Origin of the sequence: Lawsonibacter faecis (genome assembly GCF_014287675.1) — a bacterium.
Taxonomy (GTDB): domain Bacteria; phylum Bacillota; class Clostridia; order Oscillospirales; family Oscillospiraceae; genus Pseudoflavonifractor; species Pseudoflavonifractor faecis.
Window position 1 is genome coordinate 58498 of the sequence record NZ_JACOPQ010000003.1, and the last position, 24853, is coordinate 83350.

Below are 24853 nucleotides of genomic sequence, written 5' to 3' on the forward strand. Positions count from 1 at the left end.
CATGGAACAAAAAGAAGTCCTGTGCTATGGCGATTCCAATACCTGGGGCTGCATCCCCCGGTGGGAGGAGTCCGATCTGCCCTCGGAGCGGTATGACGCCCGCACCCGCTGGCCCAGGGCGGCGGCGGAGCTCCTGGGGCCGGACTACCATATCATCGAAGAGGGGCTGGGCGGCCGCACCACTATCTACGATCGACCCGAGGAGCCGGGGCGCAACGGGGAGGCCTATCTGCTGCCCTGTCTGCTCAGCCACCGCCCCCTGGATCTGGTGGTCCTCATGCTGGGCACCAATGACCTGCACCGGGGCATTCAGCCGGACCGGACCCGCCTGGGGGACGGCATCCGCCGCCTCGTCGGAATGGTCCAGTCCACCCCCAAGTGCGGCCGGGGCAACCGTCCACCCAGGGTCCTGCTCCTGTCCCCCATCCCCATCTGCCCCTCCGCCCCGGACGGCCGGACACTGGTGTACGACAAATTCCTCGGAGATCAGGGCCGGGCGCTCAGTCTGGCCTTTCCGAAGGTCTACCGTCAGATTGCCGGAGAGACCGGCTGTTGGTTCCTCAACGCCGCGGACTACGCCCAGGCCAGTCCCGCGGACGGGATTCACTTCACTCTTGAAAGCCACCCGCGCTTGGGACGGGGCGTGGCCCAGGCCATTCGTGAAATTATGAACAGCGGCAACGACCGCCCATAGGGGGACGCCCATGTTTACTTACAACCCGGACAACAAGGTGCTCCAGGCCCTGTCAAAATACTTCGACCTTGTCTGGCTGACGATCCTCTGGCTCCTCACCAGCCTGCCCCTGGTGACCCTGGGCCCCTCCACCACCGCCCTGATGTCGGTGCTGCTGCGCCTGGCCTCGGACACGGCGGGAAGCGGCATCACCCGCAGCTTCTTCGCCGCCTGGCAGAGAGAGTGGCGGCAGAGTCTGCCCGCCGGCCTGGTACTCCTGGCCCTGGGCGCTCTGGCGGTCATGGACGCCAAAATCTGCCTGTTGTCCGCCCCAGGGGGGGCCTCCGGCATCCTGCTCTGGAGCGCTACTCTGCTTTTGTCCCTCTCCGTCGCCTGCGCCTGGGTCCACCTCTTCCCTCTCCTGGCCAGGTTCCAAGTCAGCGCCCGCCAGATCCTCCGCAATTTGGTGGTCCTGACCCTCCGGCACCCCCTGCGCACCCTGGCCCTGCTGGGTCTGTGGACCGCCGCCCTGCTGGCAGTCTACTTTCTGGGCTTCATGGGCCCCCTCATCTCAGGCCCCCTGCTGTATGCGGCCGCCGGGCTCCACAACCGTACCTTCAGTTCCTATATCACGCCGGTCCTGCGCGCCCCCCAAAGCGCTGTCTTTCCAGGCCCTTGCTCCTCTGACCCCGTGGGCCAGCCCAAGCGATGTCGACGCGGTCGATTGAGGTAAGCCTCCCCCGCGGCTCGCCCATGGCATCAGCCGCCCGGACTGTGGAAAAGAGATACTGCACGCGCTTCCCCGCCATTGATTATCTCTTGGCTGTTAACAAATATCTAATCCAGTAAAAAAGAATTCATTGCATACCAAAACAGATGCCGACTGGGAAAATCCAGCCGGCATCATGCTTTGCGGGTTTTTTACACCCCAAAGCTCACCCTTTTCAGTCGATATTTTTGCCCCGTTTTCGTGCAAAGCAGGACCCGAACGCTCACAGCCGCGCAGAGAAGCTCGCGAGAGCCGCCCCTGTACCTTACCCGGCGCTAGATGCCGGTTGCGGCCGAAAGCAGGCCCCGCTGCAATTGGGCCAGAAGCACCTCCGCCGCCCTCGTAAACACCTGGTACTTTTTCCAGACGACATACAGTTTTGTTTCCAGCGCAGGCGTCAGCGGCCGGAAGCACAACTCACTGTCAGCACCGGCGTGAATGAGCTTGTCGAAGGTGAGGACATAGCCCAGGCCCTCCCGCGCCAAAACGCCCGCGTTATAGGCCAAATTAAAGGTGGCCACGATGTTCAGGGTATCCACCTTTTCCCCGAACCACTTGGGAAAGTCCTCCGTGATCCCCTGGCGGGAACAGATGAGCGGCAAATGTAATAGATCTTCCATCCGGACAGCCTCCTTTTGAGCAAGGGGGCTGTCCTTTCGCATGACCACCCCCCAGGTGTCGGAGGAGGGCATCTCCAGATAATTGTATTTGGAGAGGTCCACCGCCTGGGCGATCACTGCGAAGTCCAGCAGCCCCCTGTCCAGCCGCTCCGACAGGTCCTCCGTATTGCCGCTGTATACATGCAGACGGATGCGGGGGTACTGCTCCTGCAGGGTTTTGGCGCAGCGGGCCAGGTGCTTGATGCCGTCGGACTCGGCGCAGCCCACCCGGATGTCGCCGCCGTTGAACTCCCCCAGGGCCTTGAACTCCTCCTCGGTCTTGTCCACCATGTCCAGAATGTCCTCCGCCCGCTTGCGCAGCAGCATCCCCTCGTCGGTGAGGCGGACGCTGAAGCTGCTGCGGACGAAGAGCTTTTTCCCCAGCTCTCCCTCCAAGTCCTTGAGCTGCTTGGACAGCGTGGGCTGGGAGATATGCAGCCGTTGGGCTGCGTGGGTCACGCTCCCCTCCCGGGCCACCTCCAAAAAATAACGCAAAACACGAATTTCCATCGTAACACCCCCACAGACAGTATAGCAGGGAATGTTATTCTATTCAAGAATAACACGAAATAGAAAACTGGTATTTGCTATATCAAAGAAAGGTCCGTATAATCAAGACACAGGGAGGTGAAACCGTGCCGGAAGCGTCGGATACCCAAGGCATCCTGCGTCAAAACCTGATTGACGCGGGCTGTGACCAGGAGCTGGTCCAGCGGTGCGTCGCATTGACCCAGGGGGAGCGGACGGCGGAGGTGCTACGTATCCTCTCCCGCCACAGGCGGACTCTGCTGGACACGGTTCACCAGGGAGAAAAGCAGATCGACTGTCTGGACTACCTTGTTTACAAATTGGAAAAAGAACAACATATGGAGGAATGAATCATGATGCACTTTGATTTTAACAATCCCACCCACCTCATCTTTGGAAGCGGCTCCATCTCCCGGCTTGGCAAGCAGGAGCTCCCCGGCAAAAAGGCACTGCTGCTGATGTCCGGCGGCAAATCCGCCAAGATAAGCGGCGCCTACGACAAGGTGACGGCCCAGCTTAAGGAGGCGGGCGTGGAGTGGGCCGAGTTTGCCAAGATTATGGAGAACCCCCTCAAGAGCGCCGTCATGGAGGGCGCGGCCTTCGCCAAGGAGAACGGCTGCGATTTCATCCTGGCACTGGGCGGCGGCGCGGTACTGGACGCCTCCGTGGCCGTCTCCGCCATGATGACCAACCCCGGCGACCTTTGGGACTACGTCCAGGGCGGCACCGGCAAGGGTCTGCCGCTTCAGAACCCCGGCCTGCCCATCGTCACCGTGACCCTCACCGCCGGCACCGGCTCGGAGATCAACTTCTGGGGCGTCATCTCCAACCCGGACACCAAGGAGAAAATCGGCTTTGGCGGGCACCCCTCCCTGATTCCCGTGCTGGCTGTGGTGGACCCGGAGCTCATGCGCACCGTGCCGCCCAAATACACCGCCTATCAGGGCTTCGACGCTCTGTTCCACAACACCGAGGTCATAATGAGCAAGGGTGTAAATCTGATGAGCGAGACCCTGGCCCTCTCCGCCATTGAGCACATCGCGGGGTACCTGCCCCGGGCCGTGCGGGATGGGAACGACCTGGAGGCCCGGGAGCACGTTGCCTACGGCAGCACACTGGCGGGCATGACCATGCAGCTCACCTCCACCACCGCCCAGCACTCCATGGAGCACGCCATGAGCGCCTACCACCACAACCTGCCTCACGGCGCGGGCCTCATCATAATCTCCGAGGCGTTTGCCCGGTTCTTCATTGAGCGACACGCTTGCGACAGGCAGTTCATCAAAATGGCGCGGGTGATGGGTATCCCCGAAGCCCACAAGCCGGAGGACTTTATCACCGCCCTTCAGAAGCTCCAGCGGGACTGCGGCGTGGCCGATTTGAAAATGAGCGACTACGGCTTCACGCCCGACGAGTTCATGACGCTGGCCAAGGGCGCGCGCGCCATGCAGGGCGGCCTGTTCGCCGCCAACCCCTGCGAGCTGACCGACGTGGACTGCGCGGGCATCTTTGAAGCATCTTACCGCTGATCAGGAGGGGCTTTTATGAACATACTGATTGCTTACTTTTCCTACACCGGGCACACAAAGGGGATTGCCCGGCAGATCCAGGCGCTGACCGGCGGGGACCTGTTTGAGATTCGTCCCGCCATACCCTATCCCCAGGACTACGACACCGCCGAGCGGCAGGGCCGCAGGGAGACCCGAGACGGCTACCACCCGCCCCTGGCGGAACCGTCGCCCGACCTATCCGGCTACGACGCCCTTCTGCTGGGAACCCCCAACTGGTTTAACACCGCGGCGCCCCCGGTGGCCACGTTCCTGGCGGAGAACGACTTCGGGGGCAAGCCCATCGCCCTGTTCTGCACCAACGGGGGCGGCGGCCTGGGCCATATCCCAGCCGACGTCAAGGCGCTGCGCAGGGACGCCAAGCTGCTGGACAGTCTGAACCTCTACGAGGACGGCGGCGCTGGAGCCAAGGCAAAAATTGCTGACTGGCTGAAGAAAAATGGCCTGATGTAAAGGGGGACTTTCCGTGAATGAGGTAATCAAATCCCTGCTCTCCCACCGCTCCATCCGCGCCTACGGGGACCATCCGGTGGAGGAGGATGTGTTGGACCAGATTATTCAGGCGGTGCAGGCAGCCCCCAACTGGGTCAACCTGCAGCACGTCTCCGTGATCGTGGTAAAAGACCCAGAGCGCCGCAAGAAATTTGCCGCGCTCTGCGGAGAGCAGCCGCACATCGCCCAGGCCCCGGTCTTTTTGGTATTCTGCGCGGACTACTACCGCACCTGGCTCGCCTGCCGAGCCAAGGGACAGCCCTTTGACGAGGTGGTGGGACAGATTGACAACCTCATCGTCGGGGCCCATGAGGTGGGCATCGCCCTGGGCACCGCCGTGGCTGCGGCGGAATCCTTCGGTCTGGGCACGGTGCCCATTGGGGACATCCGCCTCCACGCATTGGAGGCGGCCGCGGAGCTGGGTCTGCCCAAATATGTACTCCCCCTGCTGGGGCTGTGCGTGGGCTATCCGGCGGAGCGGCCCGGCCGGAAGCCCCGCCTGCCCAGGGATGCGGTCTGCTTTGAGGAGCGCTACGATCAGGCGCTTGAGCCTCTCTTGGCGCAATACGACGAGATCTACGCCGCCTACTTAAAGGAACGGCCTTGGAACAGCCGTGTTGGGACCTGGACACAGTTAGCCGCCGACTTCTACCGTCCGCCCTACGGCCACTACCCGGAGGTGCCGGAGCTGCTGCGGCGGCAGGGCTTTTCCGCTCCCGTGGACGGGGGCAACGCGACGCTTAAGAGCGAAAAAAGGACAGAAAGCGGGGAATCTCCCTATGGAATATCGGAACCTGCCCCACGGCGGGGAAAAAATCAGCGTCATCGGTATGGGCACGTCCGTTGTGGGCGAGCAGGCGGAGAAAGAAATTGTCGATACCATCCGGTATGCGCTGGACTCCGGGGTCAACTACATTGACCTGGCGGGCGGACACGCATCCATCTTTTCCGCCTGCGGGAAAGCGCTGGAGGGGCGGCGGCGGGACGCCATGCTGCAGATCCACTTTGGCGCGGACTACACCACCGGGGCTTACGGGTGGAGCACCCGTCTGGAGACCGTCAAGCGCTCCATCGACTGGCAGCTCACCCATCTCAAGACCGATTACATCGACTTTGGCTTCATCCACTGCCTGGACGAGCAGAGAGATCTGGCCGCCTATGAGAAAAACGGGGTGCTGCAATTCGTGCTGGATATGAAGGCCCAGGGCGTCGTCCGGCATATCGGCCTGTCCACCCATACGCCGGAGCTTGCGAATCTGGTGCTGGACATGGGCATTCTGGATATGCTCATGTTTTCCATCAACCCCATGTACGACTACGGTCAAGGGGATTACGCCAACGGCAGCAATCACGAGCGGCAGGACCTGTACTGCCGCTGTGAAAAGGAGGGGGTGGGCATCTCAGTGATGAAGCCCTTCAACGCCGGCCAGCTTCTGGACGCCAAAAAGTCCCCCTTCCGCCGGGCGCTGACCACCGCCCAGTGCATCCAGTATGCCCTGGACCGCCCCGGCGTGCTCACGGTGCTGGGCGGCCCGGCCAATACCGCGCAGCTCAAGGAAATCCTCTCCTACCTCGATACCACAGAAGCCCAGCGTGACTACTCTGTCATCGGCTCCTTCACGCCGGACGAGTCCGTGGGCAGGTGCGTCTACTGCAAGCACTGCCACCCCTGCCCCGCGGGACTGGACATCGGCCTTATCAACAAGTATTACGACCTGGCCCGGCAGGGCGACACACTGGCGGGGGAGCACTACCTGACGCTGGAAAAGACGGCGGCGGACTGCATCAAGTGCGGCCGCTGCAACAGCAGGTGTCCGTTCCAGGTGGCCCAGCAGGAGCGGATGGCGGAAATCAAACAGTACTTTGGAGCATAGGAGTTATCTGAACAGTCCGTGCGGCTGGAGCGCCGCATACCATCCGAAACACAGAAAAGGAGCATGAATATGAGCAAATCTTTGGTCGCCTATTTTTCTGCCGGCGGCGTCACCGCCAGGGCAGCAAAGGACCTTGCCGAAGCGGTCGGGGCGGATCTGTATGAAATCAGGCCCGTGGTCCCCTATACCCCGGCTGACCTGAACTGGAACGACCCCAAATCCCGCAGCTCGCTGGAGAGGAAGGACAAATCCTTCCGCCCGGAGCTGGCCGATCACGACGCGCCAGTGGATGGGTATAAGACCATCTATTTGGGGTTTCCCATCTGGTGGTACACCGCACCCACCATCATCAATACCTTTTTGGAAGCCTATGACTTTGCCGGAAAGACCATCGTGCTCTTTGCCACCTCAGGCGGCAGCGGGCTGGGTGGGACAGCCTTCGACCTGTCCCCCAGCTGTCCCGGCGCAGTCATGAAAACCGGGAAGCTGCTAAACGGAAGGCTTTCCGAGGCATCCCTGCGCCAGTGGGCGGAAGTCCTGTAATTTGTTGGCGTGTTTCACCGAAAGGGCGGCACCCCGGCTTTCGGAGAGCACTCCATTTCAAGAAAGGATGGCGCTGATATGAAAGGATATCAACTTTGGTCCATGGGCCTGCTGGCGGTCCTGCTGCTGCAAACGGCCGCCTGTGCCTCCCCGTCCGCCCCTCCCCTGAAATCAGATGGCGTGGCCGCGGCGCCGGCCTTTACGGACGTTCCCGCCGACGCCTGGTATGCGCAGGCCGTCCTGTACTGCCGGGAGCAGGGGCTGGTCCGCGGAACGGCGGACCACACGTTTTCCCCCGACCGCTCCATGACCCGTTCCATGCTTGCCGCCGTGCTGTACAGGCTGGCCGGCAGCCCCGCCGTCTCTGCCGCCCCCGGCTTTTCGGATACCCGGGCCGGAGCCTGGTACGCCGACGCCGTCGCCTGGGCTGCGGAGAGGGGTGTTGTCTCCGGTTACGGAAACGGCCTGTTTGGAACGGGCGACCCCGTCAACCGCGAGCAGGCTGTGACCGCACTTTGGCGGTACGCATACTCCCCTGAGACCGAGACGGCGGCGGACTTTGCCGATACCGGCGAACTCTCAGCCTGGGCGCGTCCGGCGGTAAACTGGGCCTGGGTCCAGGGGATCGCGGCCGGGCGGGCGGGAAACCGCTTTGCAGCCAGAGAAGCCGTCACGCGTGCGGAGGTATGTGTAATGCTATATCGCTGGATGGAGAATCCAAAGAGCGGCGCGCCAACGGCGGCGCCCTCTCCCGAACCCACGCTCCCGCCTGACGGCGGCATCGCGTTCGACTTTGAAAGGAAGGCCGTTACGTTGAACAGCGGCTACGAAATGCCCATCAACGGACTGGGGACCTACTCCCTGACCGGCGAGACCTGTGTCGCCTCCGTCACTGCGGCGCTGGAGCGCGGCGTCCGGCTCATCGACACGGCCCATATCTACGGCAACGAGGCGGAGGTCGGACAGGCGGTGCGGGAGTCCGGCATTCCACGGGAGGAAATTTTCATCATCACCAAGCTCTATCCCAGCCAGTTTGCCAATGCGGAGGACGCCATTGACGAGGCGCTCCGTAAGCTGGACATCGGATATATCGACCTGCTGCTGCTCCACCACCCTGGAACGGGCGACGTGGAGGCGTACCGGGCGATGGAACGGGCTGTGGAGGCGGGCAAAGTCCGCTCCATCGGGCTGTCCAACTGGTATGTGCGGGAGCTGGAGGAATTTCTGCCCCAGGTGACTGTAACGCCCGCCCTGGTGCAGAACGAGATACACCCCTACTACCAGGAAAACGACGTAATTCCATATATTCAGGGCCTGGGCATCGTGGTACAGGGCTGGTATCCCCTGGGCGGCCGTGGACACACGGCGGAGCTGCTGGGAGACGGGATCATCTCCGAAATCGCCGCGGCCCACGATAAATCCCCAGCCCAGGTCATTCTGCGCTGGAATTTGCAAAAGGGCGTGGTGGTTATCCCCGGCTCCGGCAACCCCGACCACATCCAGGAGAACACGGAGCTTTATGACTTTGAACTGAGTGACGAGGAGATGGCGAGGATCAACGCCTTGGACCGGGGTGAAAAGCACGACTGGTATTAGCTGCGGGCCTGTGTGACAGCCTATTTTGTAATCATTTTTGATTTGTCGCATTTGTTCCAGAACGGCCTTTGCCTGTCCCCTCTCGCTTACTGAAACGGTTGCCGCCTGTCTGTCCAGGCAAAAATCGTTGGCGTGTCATAACAAAGCCGGCCCGGTCGCGCACCGGGCCGGCTTTGTTATGCCGGTTGCCGCACTGCCCCAGGCGATGGACAGGAGAGGGGCGGGGAGGATCAAGTACGGAATGCCGCGCCAGGCCCGGTATGACTGTAAAGCAGCCTTACGCGGCTGACGCTGCCTGCCTGCGCATCTCACGCCCGCGCCGAAAATATAGGGTTTCGTCCGCGTCACCGCGGGGAATACCGTCTTCTCCGGTGGCCGGTCAGCAGCAGCACGGCCAGCTTCCACAGCAGGCAGCAGTAGGCCCGCTTCGCCTCCTCCGTCCACTCGCCCATCAGCCGCTCGGCCCGCTCCAGTACCCGGTTTCTGCGCCGCCGGGCCAGCAGCACGGTGGCGAGCCACCCGGCGAAGGCGGCCCCCGTCAGAATGTAGGAGCCCTTATCCCAGGGGAGGCTGCCGTCCATATGGGCCACAGTCAGCAGAAATACCAGCACCACCAGGACCCCGCCGAGCAGTTCCCCGTAGCGGGCGGCCCAGTACCCCCACAAATCCAGGGTCAGGGCCTCCATTTCCAGGCCGACGCGGTCAAAATCAATATAGAAGTCGTCCATTTAACGTGTCACTTCCCCCCATGTCATTCAGTGAAGGCTTTCAGCGTGCCTTTTACCCGAAAGCTGTCATTCAGAGCCGGTGCGCACAGCGCAGCCGTCGGCGGCTTTGCCGCCTTACGGATGCGGCGTACCCCTTGCGGATACACCGGTGAAGAATCCCCCATTCAGGGGCTGATGCTCCTATTGAAGGGGTTTCCTGGAGGTGAATTGTCCCGAAGGGGCAAGAGAGACCGCCCTGGGGCGCGCCAGTCTGAGGGGCCGCCGCTGCGCGGACCGGTTCTGAATAACAGGGCGATGGGAATTGCTTCACTGAATGACACTGGTTACTTCCCCTCTTTTATCCCTTCCCTGAAAAAGAAGAGATCCTCCGGCTTTACATCCAGCGCGTCTGAAATGGAAAATATCGTGTCTAAAGACGCGCCGACCGCGGCCTGCTCAACTTTGCTGATCGTAGTTCGTTCCAGGCCGCACCGCTCGGCCAGTTGTTCTTGAGATAGTCCTCTTAAATTGCGGTAATAGGCAACATTCAGGCCAAGAATGCGGTATTTCTTTCTCTGCCTCGCATCCATTCAACCACCTCATAATCGCCTACTATTGTACGATATCAAGGCTCAAATGACCACGGATTGAGAATACCAATATGGGGCGTCTCAATCACACCACCCCTGTTGGAGCGTGAGAGAAACAATGCATAACATCAAAGGGCGCGAGGCAGAATGGACAGATCCCGTCACGCAGTCATTGCGCGCCAGTACACACACTGGCGTGGCAATCCGTTCCTCCATGAAAAGGGCGGATTCCCATGCAAAAACGCCGCCCCTGGGCGGCGTTTTTGCATGGGAATGACAGTCATGATGGTTTTGCGCGTATTTTGCAGCTAGCTCTACCCGGCGCGTTCCCCCTACGGCCTCCGCTTCGTCTCTATGCCGCCGTAACTCTCCATCAGGCAGTGGAAAATCTCCAGGTGAACCCGCTCGTCCTGAATAATCCGCTGCAAATTCTCCACCACGTTCTGGTCCCCGATCCAGCGGCACTGCTCCTGGTATTTGCGGACGGTCGCCTGTTCATCCCGGATGGCCACCTGGAGTAAAGGCCCCAGCTTCTGGGAATAATGCAGAAAGCCGGGCGTCCACCAGGTATACCGCCCCCCCTGCCTGCACCAGAGCCGTGGGTCCGCTCCAAGCTGCCGGGCCAGGGTGCCGAAAATCTCCAGGTGGCGCATCTCCACCATGGAGACCTTGTGGAAGACCTCCGACACCTCGGGGATCTCCGCCGTCACCAGATGGTCGTAAAAGTACAGTCCCACCGCCGACATCTCGGAATTGGCGCTGCCGATGTTGCCCAGCATCGCCTCGGCATACCTCTGGTTGCGGCCCATCGCCTGCACCGCCGGGTACGGCGCCTGCGCGTGGTAGGCCGTGAAGCCGCATCTCTCCTCTTCCATGTTCCGCCCTCCTTGACAGGTTGGTTTTTCACCCTACCCTATGCGCCCACGGCATTGTCCCATACGCGGCGGACAGGAAATAATTTGAATCTAATTTTTGATATTATATTTTATCATTTTTATATTGACTTCTTCCGATACTAGGTGGTATACTGACCACACCGAAAACAATGAACAAGGTGATTTTTAATGGATGAGAGCATGATGCGTTACCCCCGTTCCGACCACCGCCTCCGCGCCGGGGCCCGGGCGGAGCGCCGCCCCCAGGAGAAGGGCCGGGACCCCTACGACGGCCTGCGGCCCTGGTCCGCCATCACCCACGGCGCGGGCGCGGTCCTGGGTGCGCTGGGCGCCGTCCTGCTGCTGGTGCGGGCGGTCTCCCTGGGGCTGGACGCCTGGCGCATCGTCTCCTTCGCCGTCTACGGCGCGTCCATGATCGGTCTCTACACCGCCAGCACCCTCTACCACTGCCTGCGTACCGGGGTCCACGGCCGCATCGCCCTGCGCAAGTATGACCACACCTCCATCTATCTGCTGATCGCGGGCACCTACACCCCCATCTGCCTGGGGGCCCTGCGCACCCAGGGGGCCTGGGGCTGGGTCCTCTTCGGGGTTATTTGGGCCCTGGCCATCGCGGGCAGCGCCCTGACGATGGGCTGGATCAATATGCCCCGGCAGCTCACCGCCGCCATCTATATCTTTATGGGCTGGATGGCCGTCATCGCCGTCTACCCGCTCTACCGCGTGGTGGGCTGGAAGGGCCTCTTCTGGCTTCTGGCCGGCGGCGTGCTGTACACCGTGGGCGGTGTGCTCTACGCCCTCAAGTGGCCGGGCCGGGACAATCCCCGCTTCGGCTGCCACGAGATTTTCCACGTGTTCATCGTCCTGGGCAGCGTCTGCCACTTCTTCCTCATGTACCGGGTCATCTGCTTTCTTTGAGCAAACCAAACCCCGGGGGTATCCCAATTCTGGGATACCCCCGGGGTTTTTGTCCCCGTCAGATTCTATTCTCCGCCCCGCTGTCCCCGGCGGTACCCCAGGGGGGACACGCCGTAGTACTTCTTAAAGGCCACGCTGAAGGCGTACTCGGAGGGGAAGCCGTACTGGGCGGCCAGGGCCTTCATGGACGACTCCCCGTACCTCAGCTCCTGCTCCAGCCGCCGGAGCTTGTAGGCGACAATAAACTCCTTGGTGGACTTCCCCACCGCCCTGGTGAAGCACTTGCTCAAATAGCTCTGGGATACGCCGAATTCCCCGCACAGGTCGCCCACCGACACATTCTCCGACATGTGCGCGTCCAGGTAGCCGATGCAGCGGCTGACCAGCGCCTCTCCGGCGGCGGTGGCGGCGGCGCGCTCCGGCACCGCCACGCCCCGCTCCGCCTCCGCCTGGAGCAGATTGAGGAGCGTGTGCAGCAGCAGGAGCTTCGCGGAGAAATACCCGCCGGGCCGCTCCCCCCGCGCCGCGCTCAGGCTCCGCTCCAGCTGGGGAAAGACGTGCTCCGGAATCAGTCCCGGGCAGCAGTTCAGCTCCCGGCACTGGAAAAGGGCCGTGAAGTCCGACCGCTTCTCCATCGGCAGCAGGTCGAAATAGAGGTAGTAGAGCTCCACATTCTCCTCGCTGACGCACTCCACCCGGTTGCGCACGAAGGGCGCGAAGAGCAGCACATCCCCCCTGCCCGCCTCCCGCACCACGTCCCCCGCCGTCACCCGGCTGCGGCCCGCCGCCATGATGACCAGCTTGAAATTGCTCAGCACGTTGTCCCGGGTCAGTCGGGGCTTCCACTGCTTCCAATGGTTGAAGGCCAGAATGGTATAGTCAAACTGCTCCAGCCGCTGGCTGAGCAGGTCCCGCTCCAGGAGCTGAATGGGCCGTCTCTCCGCCATCGCGCACCCTCCTCCGCTTTCTGCCGGCTCCCCGCCCCAACGTCATTCAGTAAAGGCCTTCCGCATACGTTCTACCTGAATCTGTCATTCTTCGCCGGTGTGCACAGCACAGCCGTCGGCGGCTTTGCCGCCTTACGGATGCGGCATGCCCCTTGCGGGTACGCCGACAAAGAATCCCCTGTTCAGGGGCTGATACTCCTATTGAAAAACGAAAGGAGGCGGTACACTTAACTGAATGGCATTGGGCCCCGGCGCTGTTTTTCTAGTCTGATTATACCGGCCTGTCCGGAAATAAACAAGCGCCCGGTTCTGAAAATCACAAAAACAGTCCTGATATCCCAATTGTTAATTTATTAATTAACATTATACTGGTAACGTACAGAAGGAAAAAGACAGCCCGAAAGGATGAGCGTACGCTATGAATTGGAAAAAGCCCCTGTCTCTGGCCCTCTCCGGCGCGCTGGCCCTGTCCCTGCTGGCCGGCTGCGGCGCCGCCCCCGCGCCCTCCATCTCCCCCTCCCCGGCGCCTGCCGCGCCCTCCGCCACTCCCACCGCGTCCGCCGCCTCCCCCATCCAGACCGCCTATGACGACACCCAGACTGCCGACGTGGTGGTGATCGGCGCGGGCGGCAGCGGCCTGGCCGCTGCCCTGACGGCCGTGGAGAACGGCGCCGAGAGCGTCATTATTCTGGAGCGCACCGCCCGCACAGGCGGCTCCCTCAACTACACCAACGGCTCCATGTCCGCCGCCGAGACCACCATCCAGAAGGAGGACGGCATCGAGGACTCCAAGGAGCTCTTCGTCCAGGACATCATCCGCAACGGCACCAAGTTCGGCGGCAAGGTGGACGAGGCAATGATCCGCGCCTTCGTCGAGGAGGACACCGCCGCCTTCGAGTGGCTCTACGCCAACGGCCTCTCCGACAACAAGTGCAACACGGACAAGGAGGGCCGCCGGGCCGTTTTCGCCCCCGAGCACGACCTCTACTCCGTCCAGCGCACCTACAAATATAAGCCCGAGGATGCCGAGAACTACAAGTCCGCCGCCCACGAGATTCTGGACGGCATGGTGAAGGCCGAGCCCAAGATCCAGGTTGTCTTCAACACCATGGCCGTGGAGCTCGCCGCCAACGACCAGGGCCAGGTCCTCACCGTCGTCGGCGTGCACGACGGCGGCGCGGGCACCCGGTACGACGCGGCCAGGGGCGTCATCGTCGCCACCGGCGGCTACTCCGGCAACCAGGCCATGATGGCCCAGTACGCCGAGTACGGCGGCTCCTATCTGGTGGGCGGCCCCTCCACCGCCGACGGCAACGGCCTTCTGATGATGCAGAAGGTGGGCGGCGCGCTGAACGAGGACTCCATGAGCGCCATTCCCATCTTCCCCATGGGCCTTGTCAGCAAGAGCGACCCCACCACCGGCACCATCGCCTCCACCTACACCTGGAAGGCCGGCGGCATCACCGTGAACAAGAACGGCGAGCGCTTTGAGAACGAGCAGGACCCCAACAACGCCGCCCGTGAGGAGGCCCTCACCCTCCAGCCCGACGCCATCCAGTACGACGTCTTTACCGACAAGATTGTGGAGGATCTGCGCGCCGCGGGCGGCTCCATGATGTACGACCTCATGTTCGGCGGCGAGGACTCCATGGGCCGCCACGTGGTGGTGGAGGCCGGCTCTCTGGAGGAACTGGCCGAGAAGGCCGGCCTCCCCGCCGACAAGCTCAAGGCCACCGTGGAGGCCTACAACGCCCAGGTCGACGCCGGCGGGACCGACGAGTTCGGCCGCACCTACGACGATCAGATGAATACCTTCAAGCTGGCGGTCAACAAGATTGAGGGCGACCGCTTCTACGCCATCCCCCTGCGCGCCCTCTGCGTCATGACCCTGGGCGGCATCACCACCAACACCGATATGCAGGTCCTCGACCAGTCCGGCACCCCCATCCCCGGCCTCTTCGCCTCCGGCGAGGTGGTGGGCGGCGTCTGGGGCAAATTCGTCTCCGGCGGCACCGGCGTCATGGGCGCCATCACCTTCGGCCGCCTGGCCGGGCGCAGCGCCATGACCACTCCCCTGGCCTCCGGCTACACCGTGGCCCCCGCCGCGAGTCTGCTGGACGCCTCCCTCTTCGAGACCAAGAGCGCCGCCCCCTCCGCCCCCTCCTTCGACATGAGCACCCCCCTGAAGGACGGCGCCTACGAGGCCACCGTGGACGGCCAGGAGGGCGAGCTCACCGTCTCCGTCACCATCGCCGGCGGCAGGCTCGCGGCGGTGGACGTCGTGGACAGCCACGAGACCCCCTCCATCGGCGGCAAGGCCCTGGAGACCCTGCCCGACGAGATGGTAGCCGGCAATTCCCCCGACGTGGAGGCCGTCTCCGGCGCCACCCTCACCACCAACCGCCTGCGCGACGCCGTGGTGAAGTGCCTGGAGCAGGCCGCGGCATAACCTGGAAAACGTAAAAAAGTCCGGGACCGCCCACTGGCGGTCCCGGACTTTTTTACGTTTCCTCCCGGGGAGCCTTCGCCGTCTCTTCCTCCGGCGGCAGCTCCCCCATGGTGCCCACGCAGCGGTTGATGGGCGTGCCCAGGTTGTGGAATTTCTCCTCGTAGTCGGTCATAATCCCCCGGACGCCGTGCTCATGCAGGTTCCGGGTCACCTCGCTCAGCGCGAACCCGGCGGGCGGGAACTGGGTGAGGGACCACTCAAATAGGCCGCTGTTGTCGGTCTTGAAGTGGATCTGCCCCCCCTCGTGCAGAACGGCGCGGTAACTCTTGAGGAAGTTTACGTGGGTCAGCCGCCGCTTGGCGTGGCGGTTGGTGGGCCAGGGGTCGCAAAAGTTGATATAGATGAGATCCACCTCGCCGCTCCCGAAGTAGTCGGACAGCCTGGCCGCGTCCCCGTCCACGAAAAAGACGTTGGTCAGCCCCAGCTTCATCACCCGCTCCATGGCGATCACCATGGCGTCGGGCACCCGCTCCACCGCAACAAAGAGGACGTCCGGGTGCTGCTGCGCCGTCTCGGCGGTGAAGCGGCCCTTGCCGCAGCCCAGCTCCAGCCGCAGCTGCGCCGCGTCCGGCTTCAACTCCCGCCAGCGGCCGCGGTGCGTTTCCGCATCCCGGATGAGGCAGGCCTCGCAGCGCTCCATCCGGGGAATCAGGTTGGGCTTTTTCCGCATTCTCATAGTTTCGCACCTCGCTTAAAAATCGTTAGTATCATACCATATACGCACCTTTTGTGTAAAGAGCACTTGCAATTTCCCGCCATCTATCATATACTAGGAAAGCCGTTGTCGGGGCGCGCCCCGCCCGGCAAATATCCGGGTATAGCGAAGTTGGTATCGCGCCTGGTTTGGGAGTGCCGTGCCGCTATCCGGGGCGGGCGGAGCCGAAATGCCGGAAGCCTTTGGGACACGGTCACTTGCGGGATTTAACCGTTGCTTGAAAAGCGCCTCAAAATTGCATCTGACCACAGCTTTGACCACAGACAGCAAAAAATCGAAAACTAAAAAAATAAATATCCGGGTATAGCGCAGTTGGTAGCGCGCGCGCTTTGGGAGCGTGAGGCCGAGAGTTCAAGTCTCTCTACTCGGACCAAAATCCCTCTGAAACCGTTGTTTTCAGAGGGATTTTATCATAAATAGTTCTGTTTTATATTATCGTCTGCCCGCATTTTTGAAGGTTGTTAAATCCAGCCTTTTCTTTGTTTGTGTCAGCGCAACACCATATTGGAGAGGCAGCCGCTGATTACTCCGGTTGAAAGTTGCCAATTATCCCGTAAACAGGTTCATTTACAGAACAAACTTAACACGCAGATTTTGGGTAGATACGTTATGACCAAATGTTGCCCATAGACAGCGAAACCAGGTCAGCCGAGGCTCTTGCCACGACTGACCTGGTTTCTTTCTTAAGTCGCCTTGCGGCTCCAGCGTTTCTGTCCTGGAAAGTAGTCATGGTCTGATCATTGGGTATGACCCTCTCTTGGTCTGAGAGGGGGTCGGCAATCTCGTCCGGGACTTTGACAGGGGTGCTCTCCCCAGGTGGGGGTAATACCGTTTCAAGTAGATAATGGTCATTGGTGCAGCCTCCATTTCTGATTTGCGCGGGGGACCGGAGAAATCAGAAATGGAGGCGGGGAGCGGCACCCGGGGCAGCCGAAGCGCACCTCTGGATACGGTGGACAGAAGATGGGGGGATAAAAACAGGAGCGCCAGTTAAAACCGACGCTCCTGTTTAAGGGAGTACTGCATCTTTAGTTCTCTTCACGTCTGGGCTATTCGGCTGAATCCTCCGGCCACTGCGGATCAATCACATGGGCAGGGTCTTGCCACTCTGTTATCCGGATTACCTCAGAAGGCGTTGGCGCGTCCCATGCGCCGGACGTATGGTCTTCATAACGAAACAAGGGGTAGGTATCTTTGATATCAATCGCCTCTACCGTGCCGTCGCGCAGCTTCCCAAAGCCCATATAGGTCACGGTCAATTGCCCCGCTTCCTGCTCAAGTGCATAATCGAGGTTCAAATGGAAATTATACCGCCTTGTGAGATCGGCCCAATGCTGCATAGAATCGTCCGTAAGCCTTGCAAAAACCTCGTGCAACGACTTTGGATAAAATCTAACGTTTGGAATGAGCGATTCCACATATACTTGCGGGATGCGTGACAAATAAACCTCCTGGTCATCCTTCATCGTATAGGTGTACTGCTCTGTGTAGAGGATCGTCTTTGGATTGTTATAACGGTATCCAACAAAGATAGCCGCGCCGACAAGCAGGACAAGCACAGTGGTTAAAACGGCAAGCAGCCACTTTTTCTTGTGTATTCCAGGCACGATGATTCACTCTCCTATTAGGTAAGCGGAGGCTGACTGGTATAGGAATTGTCCCCCGAAATCGTAACAGAGAAGTTCCACGGGTTCATTGCCACAAAGGTCACTATGCAACGGCTGATTATGCCGCCTTTGCCTGCGCTTCCGTGCGCAAACAAACGCCCAGTTGTATTGCTAATATTTACACTTGGTACTCCAATTCCTCTCCAAACCTGGTCAATCTCGTTGTAATAAAAATAGGTAACGTTGTAGGTTTTCGTCAGAGATGTCTTGATTAAGGTGTTGGCAAAGCCGTCTCTTTTCAAAGTGGGAGAACTCCAGTCGCCAAGAGCCAGATTGACAAACGAGGTATAACTGCCTCTTGTCAAATCGTGACCATAGGAAGGAGAGTACACGGTTGCTCCGCCAAAGCTCCAGCCATTGAGTTGGGCGATGAGTGCGGGGTCGGTCACCACAAAGGAATTTTCATCCGTCACCTCGATGACTTGATAAACTTCACCATCAATGTTGGTGTAGATACGCCCCTCGCCGTCGGAGTAGCGCATACTTTCTTCCTGCCGGAACGAGGCAGAATCCTGCGGGGGAACGTCGATGGCAAAAACGGATGTGCTTGTGAGCATAATAAGAATCAACGCGATACCAATCATTCTTTTACACATTTTCATGTCCCTCACTTTTTCAAATTTGTAATTGATCCCTATTTACATGTGCCGGAAGTCGTCACAGTCGGCAGAGCTTTCCCGTCGATTGTGACATCTACTGTCAGCGAGTAGGTCTTTCCGCTGACAACCGCAGCGGATTCCTTGGCATACAGATAGCCGGTTGCTTTCGCTTCCCACGTCTTGACACAGGTACCGCCGTTCCAAAGCTTCATCACGATGGAAATGTTATCCTTCGACTGATTTCCTGTCACGACAACAGAGCAGCTCGCCATCGTACCATTGAATGAGATCCTCGGAGAAGTCTGCACAACGCGCGGAGAGAGCGCAAAAGCCGGAAGCGCCAGGAGCGCCGCCAAGACAAGTGCCAAAATAAAGAATTGTTTTTTCACCTCAATCACCCCCTCGTCTTTTATACTCACTATAACGATGGGGGATGGCAAATTTGGACACTTGCTAAAAAAATATTCTTAAAAAATTATTTAGCTGCCTTGATTGAACGGGTGGTTTTGTTTCCCTGCCTGAACCGCTTGTATATTTTCCGCCATTCTGATGAATTCGTCCTGGGTAAGATGGCCTGAGATACTAAAGATAGCGCCTCTATCCTCATCCGTCCAAACGAGGACATCCGAATTTTCAGCCTCGCGATCCAAATAGAGGTCGGCGGGTATTTCTCCGACAACAACCTGCAGAACGTCTGAATACTCCCGTTCCACATATACGGCTGACGATTCGATATTAAATGAATAGGTAAAGACGATGAAAGCACCTTCGTTATTTTCATAAACATTGATGACCTGACCATCGGGTTCAGACATCACGATTGCATGGTACTCGTCCGGAAGCCAGCCCGGATGGTAGACCACGCCATCTGGAAGCTCCGTTTCCGATCCTGTGTAGGAATAAACGAAATAGGATTCATATATATCCCGCACCCATCCGAAAACCGCTGCCCGCGCCTCCGCGCTGACGAGCAGTACGACGCTTCCGCTCAGGAAAACAGTCAATATCAGGCAAGCCGCCATCTTTAAGAGTCTATACCGGGTGGGATGTGCCTCCCTGCGTAATATTCTTTTCATCTTGCGTTCAAATCCGATGGAAAAGACATAGTCATTTGCTTTCACATCCGGCAAACTTTCCAGCAGGGCCATATCCGCCTCTGCCGCTGCCCGGCATAGTATTTCATCGGGGATCATTTAACCGCCTCCATATAACTGTCAAGCAGTCTACTTTTTGCGCGTTGGTCAAGCTTACTTGCGGCTGAATGGGAAATACCAAATATCTTCGCAATTTCATGAACGGTATAGCCATGATGGTATTTCAGAAGAATGAACTGTCGATATCTGGCCGGGAGCTTTAAAATGCACTCCGTCAAAGCGTTGTCACCCTCATACGTGACGGATATCCCACTGATTTCATCATCAAAATTTATGGTTCCATGTCTTTGCCGCTGCCGGTACAAGTCGATTGCTTTTCGCTCAACTATAATAACGACGTAGCTTTTCGTTTTTGGACACAGAGGCTCTCCGACTCTTGCAATGTTTTCTGCGATTTTGATAAATGCGCTATGAACAGTATCCTCAGCATCCTGTTCATTGTGGAGTATATCATTGGCAATGCGGAACATGAGAGGCCGATAGGTAGTGTAAATTTGTTCAAACTTAAGTCAATTTTCTGTGCTGTCTATCATTTGAAAATAAATCAACATAAATGGCCACCTCGTTTATTTTAAATCCATACTAAATATATCGGTTATATATATTAGCAGACATTTCATTTAGTTTCAATCCCTAGTAAAGGTATTATTCAATTATTTCCATTAGCAAGGAACGCATGAGTAGTCATTCCGGACTGGATCGGCAAGCAGGGGAGTGTCTATACACTTGCTATTTTCGCGCCGCGAAAATGTTTGTTGGGGTGTCCCCAAACCTGTCGGCACTTCTGGCCATGGTGGGGCTGTTGACAAAGCGGCGAATCAGCAGCGATAGGATTGTAAGGGCAACAAAAAAGACGCCCCTATGCGTCAAGCTAAGCATCTTATCATCCTTTTTTAGGTTCAAAGCGGTCGCAGACAAGAGACAGTGATCCTCCGCTGCCTTAAAGCTTCGTCGCAAGACGCGTGTTAAGTTCTGCCCCCATTTCTGGGCGGCAAAGGTGCCCTCGCACCAAATCTGCCGCTTCTTCAGCGCCTCCCGGTACTCCGGCTCCCATCGCCTGTAGAAATGCCGCTGAACGGAGTGCTTGAAATAGCTGTCCTGCACCTTCCGCGCCCCTGCCTTGTCCGTCTTGCTCAGGCACTTTTCCCGCAGCGGACAGCAGGCACAGTCCCGTCTGTCTGCCCAGTATTCCCAGAATAGCCCGCCGTCGTTGAGGTACAGCCGCTTGGGCCGCAGTGCTTATTCCCTGATTTAGGTAGGCCTCAACAATTCTAATTTTTTCTTCTGGAGAATACTTCGACTTTTGTGGCATGAAAAAACTCCCCTCTCCGTTTTCAGTGGTTTTGTTCTTTCTACTGTCTACTTCAAGGGGAGCATATCAATACACCAAGCTCCCAGCTCTTTCTTTGTTTCACTCCAGCAAATTTAGAGCATAGCATCTCAAAATCCATCAGGCAGGCATTCAACATTTCAGAGTTAAAAAAGTGATGTGGTGGAATGCAAAATGCTCCTTGCTCTGCGATGCTGTCCGCTGAGCGAGAAGCATTTTGACCACATAAATAGCCACAGTACCGTTTGGAACAAACGAAAACACTGTGATCAAAGAGTTTTAAAGAGCAAATGAAACGGAGTTTAACACATAAAAACGGTTTAGCACAAGATCCTTCCTCACCTCTTTGTTTATTGCTGCGCAGATTTTCATCTGGAAAGATGACTTGACTTGCTGCCTGTTCAGAGTTGCGAGATTTTCCCCGACATAAAAAAACGTCATGGCAGGCTGATGTGTTCCAGCACACCAGCCCCGCGCTAAGGTGTTCTACCCACCCAGCACAACCGCAAAACGGCCACGACATGGTCAATATACCGCTTTTGTCGCGGCGGCACAAGTATAAACCTTTGCGCGTGCATGGGTTCCGGGGCGTAAGGCCCTCGCCTTTGCATACGCTTTTGACGATACGGGAAATTCCCGACTCTTTCTGAAAGGTCGGGATACGATGAACATTTTTGAGACACACGAAGGGTTCTCCGGGCGCTTCGCCCCGGCCGCCGCCGGCGAGACGCTCCAGTCCCTTCTCATGCTGGCGGGGGACATCCGCTTGAAGTTGGGCAGACAGGGGTACTTACTGGGCAGCTATCTCTCCCTTTTCCTGGAGGGGGCCTTGCGGTAAAACACTTTCTGTGGGCGACGGAGAGCAGGATTGGTGATAACTGCGACATCCCTTAGCTGACGGACCTATACCGGCGCATTGGCGGCCGGGGAAACATACATGGAGACGCTCAACCTGCGTCTGAAACAGCGGTTTCTCACCGCTCAGCTGGTTCCCATCTTTGTGCAGGGGGCCACAAACGACTTGCTCTACTGCCTGCTCCACCGGGACAGCGAGCCTAACAAGCAAATACTCCAGCTTCTAATGGAGACGCGATCATAAACTTTAAGAGTTAGGGCCATCCGCATAACTGGTGGCCCTAACTTGACGATAGAGATGCAGATCTTGTGCAATTGGTCAACTGTTTAACAACAACGGTAATGGCACAGTCCTTATTCTTTAAACATACCAGCATCCGAAATTGTCCAGTAGGCCTTTGTATTAATCTATCCATCCTATGTAATAGATGGTTTAATCTCAGAATTGATTACGCCCTTTGACAGTGCATGCGTGGATTTAATCCATTTGTGGCATACGGTACGCCCTCTGTCTTATATAAAGCAGTATTATTCCTTTCTCCGCTCAGTGTCCTGCCGATAATGCCGAGCGCAGCCCCTGCTCGATTTTGGCCTTCTCTCCGCTCCCGTCCGTCCGCAGGCGCAAAAGCGGGATGCCGCACACACCAAAAATCCGATCCTTTTTCTGGTCTCGCCCTGCCTGCCGTGAGCCTGCAGCGTGGAAGGCTGTGCCGTCCACCTCCACCGCCAGCAGAGGTGACTTGTCCATCCTGCGGAAAAGCAGAAAATCCACATGGGTCAATGGGTTACGGGCATAGTCGGCCTCATCTTTCGTCAGCCCAGAGTAGTCCTTCACCAAATTCACCAGCGCAACATGGACAGCGCAGGCTACGGAGGTAAACTCTATCTCCTGGAGGACCCCCTCGATTACGGTATAGAGGAGATTTTCTGAATCATATTCCGAAATCCGGCGGTGCTTTTGCAGAAATTCCCGCCGCTGCTGGGCGTAGCCCTGGTAGAGCAGATCGAAAACAGAGTAGACAGCACTCTCCACCACAGCACAGTTGTTGTATTGAATGTACCGGGCCAGATCGCCGTAGTTTGTCCCGTCGTTGCGTGGGTCCTGGGAGGTGACCACGGTCAGGGACTTGACCGCCCGGGACACCGCCACATTCAGCATCCGGGGGTCATCCACGAACTCACCGATCACATTGTCTACCGAGGTCAGGACGATGGCGTCCTTCTCCCGGCCCTGAAACTTATGGACGGTGGCCACCTCCAAATCCCCCAGCTGGGCGTGGATGGCTGCAGCCTGGTCTTTGTAGGGAGTGATGATCCCGCTGCTCTCATAGCCCCTTTCCGCCAGGCGGGGCAGAACCTCCTGCCGGATAACATCGATCTGCCGCTGGTTCAGGTGGCCCCGGGCGTGGTTTCCGGGGGCGGTGTGATACATGGTCAGTACGTCCGGCTCCCCGCTGTCCTTGGTCATGACGATTAGCTTGCCGCCGTAGAACTTCTGGTTGCAGAAATTGATAATCTTGGGGTGGCAACGGTAGTGCTCTCGCAGAAGAATGGTGGGCACATACGGCCAGGCCGCCAGTGCCGAGGAAAGCAGGCTGTGGACGGAGAAGTGGTAGGCCTCGGGGAGGTCATAGTGTGTCCAGACGCCCTCGCTGTCCCGGAGGTTCTGTCCGTCCAGCACGTTAGGAAGCTGCTGGAGGTCTCCGACAATGACAATATTCTTTGCACAAGAAAAAGCCAGCACGCCAGTGGCCAGGTCCACCTGGGAGGCCTCATCCACAATGAGATAGTCATAGACGTGTTCAAAGCTCAGGGTTCCCCGGATGGAATAGGTGGTGCTGAGGATTACCGGGTACTCCCGGTTGAAGTCCCCCGAATGACCGCGGAAATCCCGCAGCTCAAAACGGCGGCGCGCCTCCCGCCACGGAAAGGCGCCGCTCACCTCGCCTTGGAACAACCGCAGGGACTTCTCAGTCAGCTCCTCCATTTTGGCGTCGAAGGCGTAGTCGGCCAGCTTCCGCCCCAACCGGGCCCGCTCCTGGGTCAGCTCCTGCCGCCGGACCACATAGAACTGCCGCTGGAGATAGGGGATCACCAGCTCTGGCCGCTGCAGAAAAACCTTCAGCGCGGAGCGGTTGAAGCGGAACAGGATGGAGAGTTTTTGCAGCAGTCCCAGCCTGCTCTCCCGCTCCGCATGCTGCTCATACTCCAGCCAGAGGGATAAAATTTTCTGGCTAGAAAGACCCTGGACCTGTTCCAGCGGCGTCTGTCCATAGGTGGCATAGTATTCGCCGAAGTAGTGCTGCTCCGGGGTCAGCTCCAGCAGCTCCTGCTCTATGGCGGCGATGCGGTTTTTGGCGCTCAGCATCTCGCTCAGCTCTTTTGATAGGGCGGTGACCTCCTGGTCCAGCGCCGCCTGCTCCTCCGGCTCCAGCACCCACTCCGCCATGTCGGGATATCGGCCGGTTTGACCCTCCAGAAAGCGGTCCTTGTTGGCGCGGCTCCCCAAAAACGCAGTTAGGAAGGAGAGTCCCTTCTTCTCCAGCTTTTCCGCTACATTCAGGGTAGCGGAGTTATTGTTTGAGACCACCGCCACCGTCTGGCCCGCGCGGACCACGTTGGCAATGATATTCAAAATGGTCTGAGTCTTGCCGGTGCCCGGCGGGCCCTGGATGATACTGACCTGGGAGGAGAGAGCACTTTCCACAGCGGTTTTCTGGCTCTGGTTTAGGCCAAAGGGGTAGATTACGACCTCTGGCGGGGTGCGCTCTGCCGGAGGTTTTTGTAAATCCAGATAGCAGGAGAGCACGGTAGTGTCGAGGACGTCCTTGCAACGCTCATACTGCATCTGTAAAATGTTCTGTCCATTTTCCGACACCAGGCTGACTGTCGCCGCCGTCTCTTTGAAATAATCAAAGATTTCCTTCTGCTCCACGTCCGCCAGGCAGTTTTTCTGGAGCTCCACTTGGGCTTTGGGATAGGTGAGGGATTTTCTCCCGTTAAGGCGGAGCCGGTAAAAGGGGCCAAAGTCCAAAATTTCCTCCACCTGCGGAATGGCTGCTCCGTTCACAACAATAATCTGACCCGCCGGGTCGATCCGCCGCTGTACCGCCAACACCTGCACCTTGCCTCCGCGGTAGTGGTAGGGCTTGGGGGAGCCGGTAAAAACCACCTCGCATATGCCGTCCTGGAAACGGTAGCTGGCGACAGAATCTGTCTTATCTTGGCCGTTAATCAGAATCAGATGCCGCGTATCCTCCATCG

At 58.6% G+C, this 24853-nt stretch carries 26 protein-coding genes and 1 tRNA gene; 14 read left to right on the top strand and 13 right to left on the bottom strand.

What is annotated here, in order from left to right; genetic code table 11:
• The first annotated feature begins 1 nt into the window (after position 1).
• Positions 2–694: a GDSL-type esterase/lipase family protein gene (locus tag H8S62_RS04680; RefSeq protein ID WP_186918641.1), complete on the top strand. Its 693-nt coding sequence runs from the start codon at positions 2–4 to the stop codon at positions 692–694.
• Positions 695–704: 10 nt separating this feature from the next.
• Positions 705–1406, top strand: coding sequence for a YesL family protein (locus tag H8S62_RS04685; RefSeq protein WP_186918642.1), 702 nt, complete (start codon positions 705–707; stop codon positions 1404–1406).
• Between the two features lie 311 nt (positions 1407–1717).
• Here H8S62_RS04685 and H8S62_RS04690 read toward each other — a convergent pair whose 3' ends face one another.
• The gene (locus H8S62_RS04690; RefSeq protein WP_155147845.1) at positions 1718–2611 is read right to left on the bottom strand and encodes a LysR family transcriptional regulator; all 894 of its coding nucleotides are present in this window, start codon (positions 2609–2611) and stop codon (positions 1718–1720) included.
• A 125-nt stretch (positions 2612–2736) separates the two neighbouring features.
• Here H8S62_RS04690 and H8S62_RS04695 point away from each other — a divergent pair, with 125 nt between their 5' ends.
• From H8S62_RS04695 to H8S62_RS04725, 7 genes are all read left to right on the top strand, one after another.
• Positions 2737–2979 (top strand): hypothetical protein, encoded by a 243-nt coding sequence (locus H8S62_RS04695; RefSeq protein ID WP_173023803.1) that lies wholly within the window; start codon positions 2737–2739, stop codon positions 2977–2979.
• Between the two features lie 6 nt (positions 2980–2985).
• Positions 2986–4158 carry an iron-containing alcohol dehydrogenase gene (locus H8S62_RS04700; RefSeq protein WP_207723468.1) on the top strand — a complete coding sequence of 391 codons (1173 nt, stop codon included), beginning with the start codon at positions 2986–2988 and terminating at the stop codon, positions 4156–4158.
• A 15-nt stretch (positions 4159–4173) separates the two neighbouring features.
• Positions 4174–4650 carry a flavodoxin gene (locus H8S62_RS04705; protein ID WP_155147849.1) on the top strand — a complete coding sequence of 159 codons (477 nt, stop codon included), beginning with the start codon at positions 4174–4176 and terminating at the stop codon, positions 4648–4650.
• Positions 4651–4663: 13 nt separating this feature from the next.
• A complete protein-coding gene (locus H8S62_RS17905) occupies positions 4664–5608 on the top strand; it encodes an NADPH-dependent oxidoreductase (protein ID WP_341481015.1) in 945 nt (314 codons plus the stop codon).
• Positions 5520–6563 (top strand): aldo/keto reductase, encoded by a 1044-nt coding sequence (locus H8S62_RS04715; RefSeq protein ID WP_243255416.1) that lies wholly within the window; start codon positions 5520–5522, stop codon positions 6561–6563. The genes H8S62_RS17905 and H8S62_RS04715 overlap by 89 nt, the downstream gene beginning before the upstream one ends.
• Before the next feature lie 69 nt (positions 6564–6632).
• Positions 6633–7106, top strand: coding sequence for a flavodoxin (locus H8S62_RS04720; protein ID WP_186918645.1), 474 nt, complete (start codon positions 6633–6635; stop codon positions 7104–7106).
• Positions 7107–7184: 78 nt separating this feature from the next.
• Positions 7185–8702, top strand: coding sequence for an aldo/keto reductase (locus H8S62_RS04725; protein ID WP_186918646.1), 1518 nt, complete (start codon positions 7185–7187; stop codon positions 8700–8702).
• Between the two features lie 344 nt (positions 8703–9046).
• Here the strand turns inward: H8S62_RS04725 and H8S62_RS04730 are convergent, their stop codons facing one another.
• The 3 genes from H8S62_RS04730 to H8S62_RS04740 all read right to left on the bottom strand — a co-directional run bounded on the left by H8S62_RS04730 (position 9047) and on the right by H8S62_RS04740 (position 10874).
• The gene (locus H8S62_RS04730; RefSeq protein ID WP_186918647.1) at positions 9047–9430 is read right to left on the bottom strand and encodes a hypothetical protein; all 384 of its coding nucleotides are present in this window, start codon (positions 9428–9430) and stop codon (positions 9047–9049) included.
• A 323-nt stretch (positions 9431–9753) separates the two neighbouring features.
• Entirely contained in the window at positions 9754–9999 is a 246-nt protein-coding gene (locus tag H8S62_RS04735) for a helix-turn-helix transcriptional regulator (RefSeq protein WP_186918648.1), read from the bottom strand.
• Between the two features lie 332 nt (positions 10000–10331).
• Positions 10332–10874 carry a ferritin-like domain-containing protein gene (locus tag H8S62_RS04740; RefSeq protein WP_155147860.1) on the bottom strand — a complete coding sequence of 181 codons (543 nt, stop codon included), beginning with the start codon at positions 10872–10874 and terminating at the stop codon, positions 10332–10334.
• Between the two features lie 189 nt (positions 10875–11063).
• Here H8S62_RS04740 and trhA point away from each other — a divergent pair, with 189 nt between their 5' ends.
• Entirely contained in the window at positions 11064–11813 is a 750-nt protein-coding gene (gene trhA / locus H8S62_RS04745) for a PAQR family membrane homeostasis protein TrhA (protein WP_243255352.1), read from the top strand.
• Between the two features lie 65 nt (positions 11814–11878).
• On the opposite strand, the gene H8S62_RS04750 is transcribed toward trhA, so the two are convergent.
• Positions 11879–12760 carry an AraC family transcriptional regulator gene (locus H8S62_RS04750; RefSeq protein WP_186918649.1) on the bottom strand — a complete coding sequence of 294 codons (882 nt, stop codon included), beginning with the start codon at positions 12758–12760 and terminating at the stop codon, positions 11879–11881.
• A gap of 418 nt (positions 12761–13178) precedes the next feature.
• Here H8S62_RS04750 and H8S62_RS18295 point away from each other — a divergent pair, with 418 nt between their 5' ends.
• A complete protein-coding gene (locus H8S62_RS18295; RefSeq protein WP_186918650.1) occupies positions 13179–15209 on the top strand; it encodes an FAD-dependent oxidoreductase in 2031 nt (676 codons plus the stop codon).
• A gap of 52 nt (positions 15210–15261) precedes the next feature.
• On the opposite strand, the gene trmB is transcribed toward H8S62_RS18295, so the two are convergent.
• Positions 15262–15945: a tRNA (guanosine(46)-N7)-methyltransferase TrmB gene (gene trmB / locus H8S62_RS04760; protein ID WP_186918651.1), complete on the bottom strand. Its 684-nt coding sequence runs from the start codon at positions 15943–15945 to the stop codon at positions 15262–15264.
• Between the two features lie 336 nt (positions 15946–16281).
• Between trmB and H8S62_RS04765 the strand changes: the two genes are divergently transcribed.
• Positions 16282–16357: transfer RNA gene (locus tag H8S62_RS04765), tRNA-Pro, on the top strand.
• Between the two features lie 676 nt (positions 16358–17033).
• On the opposite strand, the gene H8S62_RS04770 is transcribed toward H8S62_RS04765, so the two are convergent.
• The 6 genes from H8S62_RS04770 to H8S62_RS18655 all read right to left on the bottom strand — a co-directional run bounded on the left by H8S62_RS04770 (position 17034) and on the right by H8S62_RS18655 (position 20640).
• Complete coding sequence (locus H8S62_RS04770) at positions 17034–17591, bottom strand: hypothetical protein (protein ID WP_186918652.1); 558 nt, start codon at positions 17589–17591, stop codon at positions 17034–17036.
• Positions 17592–17608: 17 nt separating this feature from the next.
• Positions 17609–18253: a hypothetical protein gene (locus H8S62_RS17920; RefSeq protein ID WP_243255354.1), complete on the bottom strand. Its 645-nt coding sequence runs from the start codon at positions 18251–18253 to the stop codon at positions 17609–17611.
• A 32-nt stretch (positions 18254–18285) separates the two neighbouring features.
• Complete coding sequence (locus H8S62_RS04780; RefSeq protein WP_186918653.1) at positions 18286–18639, bottom strand: hypothetical protein; 354 nt, start codon at positions 18637–18639, stop codon at positions 18286–18288.
• Positions 18640–18729: 90 nt separating this feature from the next.
• Entirely contained in the window at positions 18730–19443 is a 714-nt protein-coding gene (locus H8S62_RS04785; RefSeq protein ID WP_186918654.1) for a DUF4367 domain-containing protein, read from the bottom strand.
• Positions 19440–19898 carry an RNA polymerase sigma factor gene (locus H8S62_RS18650; protein ID WP_423788661.1) on the bottom strand — a complete coding sequence of 153 codons (459 nt, stop codon included), beginning with the start codon at positions 19896–19898 and terminating at the stop codon, positions 19440–19442. Before H8S62_RS18650 ends, H8S62_RS04785 begins: the two co-directional genes overlap by 4 nt.
• 235 nt (positions 19899–20133) lie before the next feature.
• A complete protein-coding gene (locus H8S62_RS18655; protein WP_186918759.1) occupies positions 20134–20640 on the bottom strand; it encodes a transposase in 507 nt (168 codons plus the stop codon).
• Positions 20641–21398: 758 nt separating this feature from the next.
• Here H8S62_RS18655 and H8S62_RS04800 point away from each other — a divergent pair.
• Complete coding sequence (locus H8S62_RS04800; protein ID WP_186918656.1) at positions 21399–21572, top strand: hypothetical protein; 174 nt, start codon at positions 21399–21401, stop codon at positions 21570–21572.
• 99 nt (positions 21573–21671) lie between these two features.
• The gene (locus tag H8S62_RS04805) at positions 21672–21833 is read left to right on the top strand and encodes a hypothetical protein (RefSeq protein ID WP_186918657.1); all 162 of its coding nucleotides are present in this window, start codon (positions 21672–21674) and stop codon (positions 21831–21833) included.
• Between the two features lie 300 nt (positions 21834–22133).
• On the opposite strand, the gene H8S62_RS04810 is transcribed toward H8S62_RS04805, so the two are convergent.
• Positions 22134–24851: an AAA domain-containing protein gene (locus H8S62_RS04810; protein WP_186918658.1), complete on the bottom strand. Its 2718-nt coding sequence runs from the start codon at positions 24849–24851 to the stop codon at positions 22134–22136.
• Between the last annotated feature and the right edge of the window lie 2 nt (positions 24852–24853).

Excerpts from the sequence above, each read along its gene's own strand:
- H8S62_RS04720 (WP_186918645.1), top strand. The coding sequence starts at position 6,633 with ATGAGCAAATCTTTGGTCGCCTATTTTTCTGCCGGCGGCGTCACCGCC.
- H8S62_RS04705 (WP_155147849.1), top strand. The coding sequence starts at position 4,174 with ATGAACATACTGATTGCTTACTTTTCCTACACCGGGCACACAAAGGGG.
- H8S62_RS04690 (WP_155147845.1), bottom strand. The coding sequence starts at position 2,611 with ATGGAAATTCGTGTTTTGCGTTATTTTTTGGAGGTGGCCCGGGAGGGG.
- H8S62_RS04685 (WP_186918642.1), top strand. The coding sequence starts at position 705 with ATGTTTACTTACAACCCGGACAACAAGGTGCTCCAGGCCCTGTCAAAA.
- H8S62_RS17920 (WP_243255354.1), bottom strand. The coding sequence starts at position 18,253 with ATGAAAATGTGTAAAAGAATGATTGGTATCGCGTTGATTCTTATTATG.
- H8S62_RS04805 (WP_186918657.1), top strand. The coding sequence starts at position 21,672 with ATGGAGACGCTCAACCTGCGTCTGAAACAGCGGTTTCTCACCGCTCAG.
- H8S62_RS04750 (WP_186918649.1), bottom strand. The coding sequence starts at position 12,760 with ATGGCGGAGAGACGGCCCATTCAGCTCCTGGAGCGGGACCTGCTCAGC.
- trhA (WP_243255352.1), top strand. The coding sequence starts at position 11,064 with ATGGATGAGAGCATGATGCGTTACCCCCGTTCCGACCACCGCCTCCGC.
- H8S62_RS04715 (WP_243255416.1), top strand. The coding sequence starts at position 5,520 with ATGGGCACGTCCGTTGTGGGCGAGCAGGCGGAGAAAGAAATTGTCGAT.
- H8S62_RS04800 (WP_186918656.1), top strand. The coding sequence starts at position 21,399 with ATGAACATTTTTGAGACACACGAAGGGTTCTCCGGGCGCTTCGCCCCG.
- H8S62_RS04725 (WP_186918646.1), top strand. The coding sequence starts at position 7,185 with ATGAAAGGATATCAACTTTGGTCCATGGGCCTGCTGGCGGTCCTGCTG.
- H8S62_RS04730 (WP_186918647.1), bottom strand. The coding sequence starts at position 9,430 with ATGGACGACTTCTATATTGATTTTGACCGCGTCGGCCTGGAAATGGAG.
- trmB (WP_186918651.1), bottom strand. The coding sequence starts at position 15,945 with ATGAGAATGCGGAAAAAGCCCAACCTGATTCCCCGGATGGAGCGCTGC.
- H8S62_RS04735 (WP_186918648.1), bottom strand. The coding sequence starts at position 9,999 with ATGGATGCGAGGCAGAGAAAGAAATACCGCATTCTTGGCCTGAATGTT.
- H8S62_RS18295 (WP_186918650.1), top strand. The coding sequence starts at position 13,179 with ATGAATTGGAAAAAGCCCCTGTCTCTGGCCCTCTCCGGCGCGCTGGCC.
- H8S62_RS04700 (WP_207723468.1), top strand. The coding sequence starts at position 2,986 with ATGCACTTTGATTTTAACAATCCCACCCACCTCATCTTTGGAAGCGGC.
- H8S62_RS04785 (WP_186918654.1), bottom strand. The coding sequence starts at position 19,443 with ATGATCCCCGATGAAATACTATGCCGGGCAGCGGCAGAGGCGGATATG.
- H8S62_RS04680 (WP_186918641.1), top strand. The coding sequence starts at position 2 with ATGGAACAAAAAGAAGTCCTGTGCTATGGCGATTCCAATACCTGGGGC.
- H8S62_RS04810 (WP_186918658.1), bottom strand. The coding sequence starts at position 24,851 with ATGGAGGATACGCGGCATCTGATTCTGATTAACGGCCAAGATAAGACA.
- H8S62_RS04740 (WP_155147860.1), bottom strand. The coding sequence starts at position 10,874 with ATGGAAGAGGAGAGATGCGGCTTCACGGCCTACCACGCGCAGGCGCCG.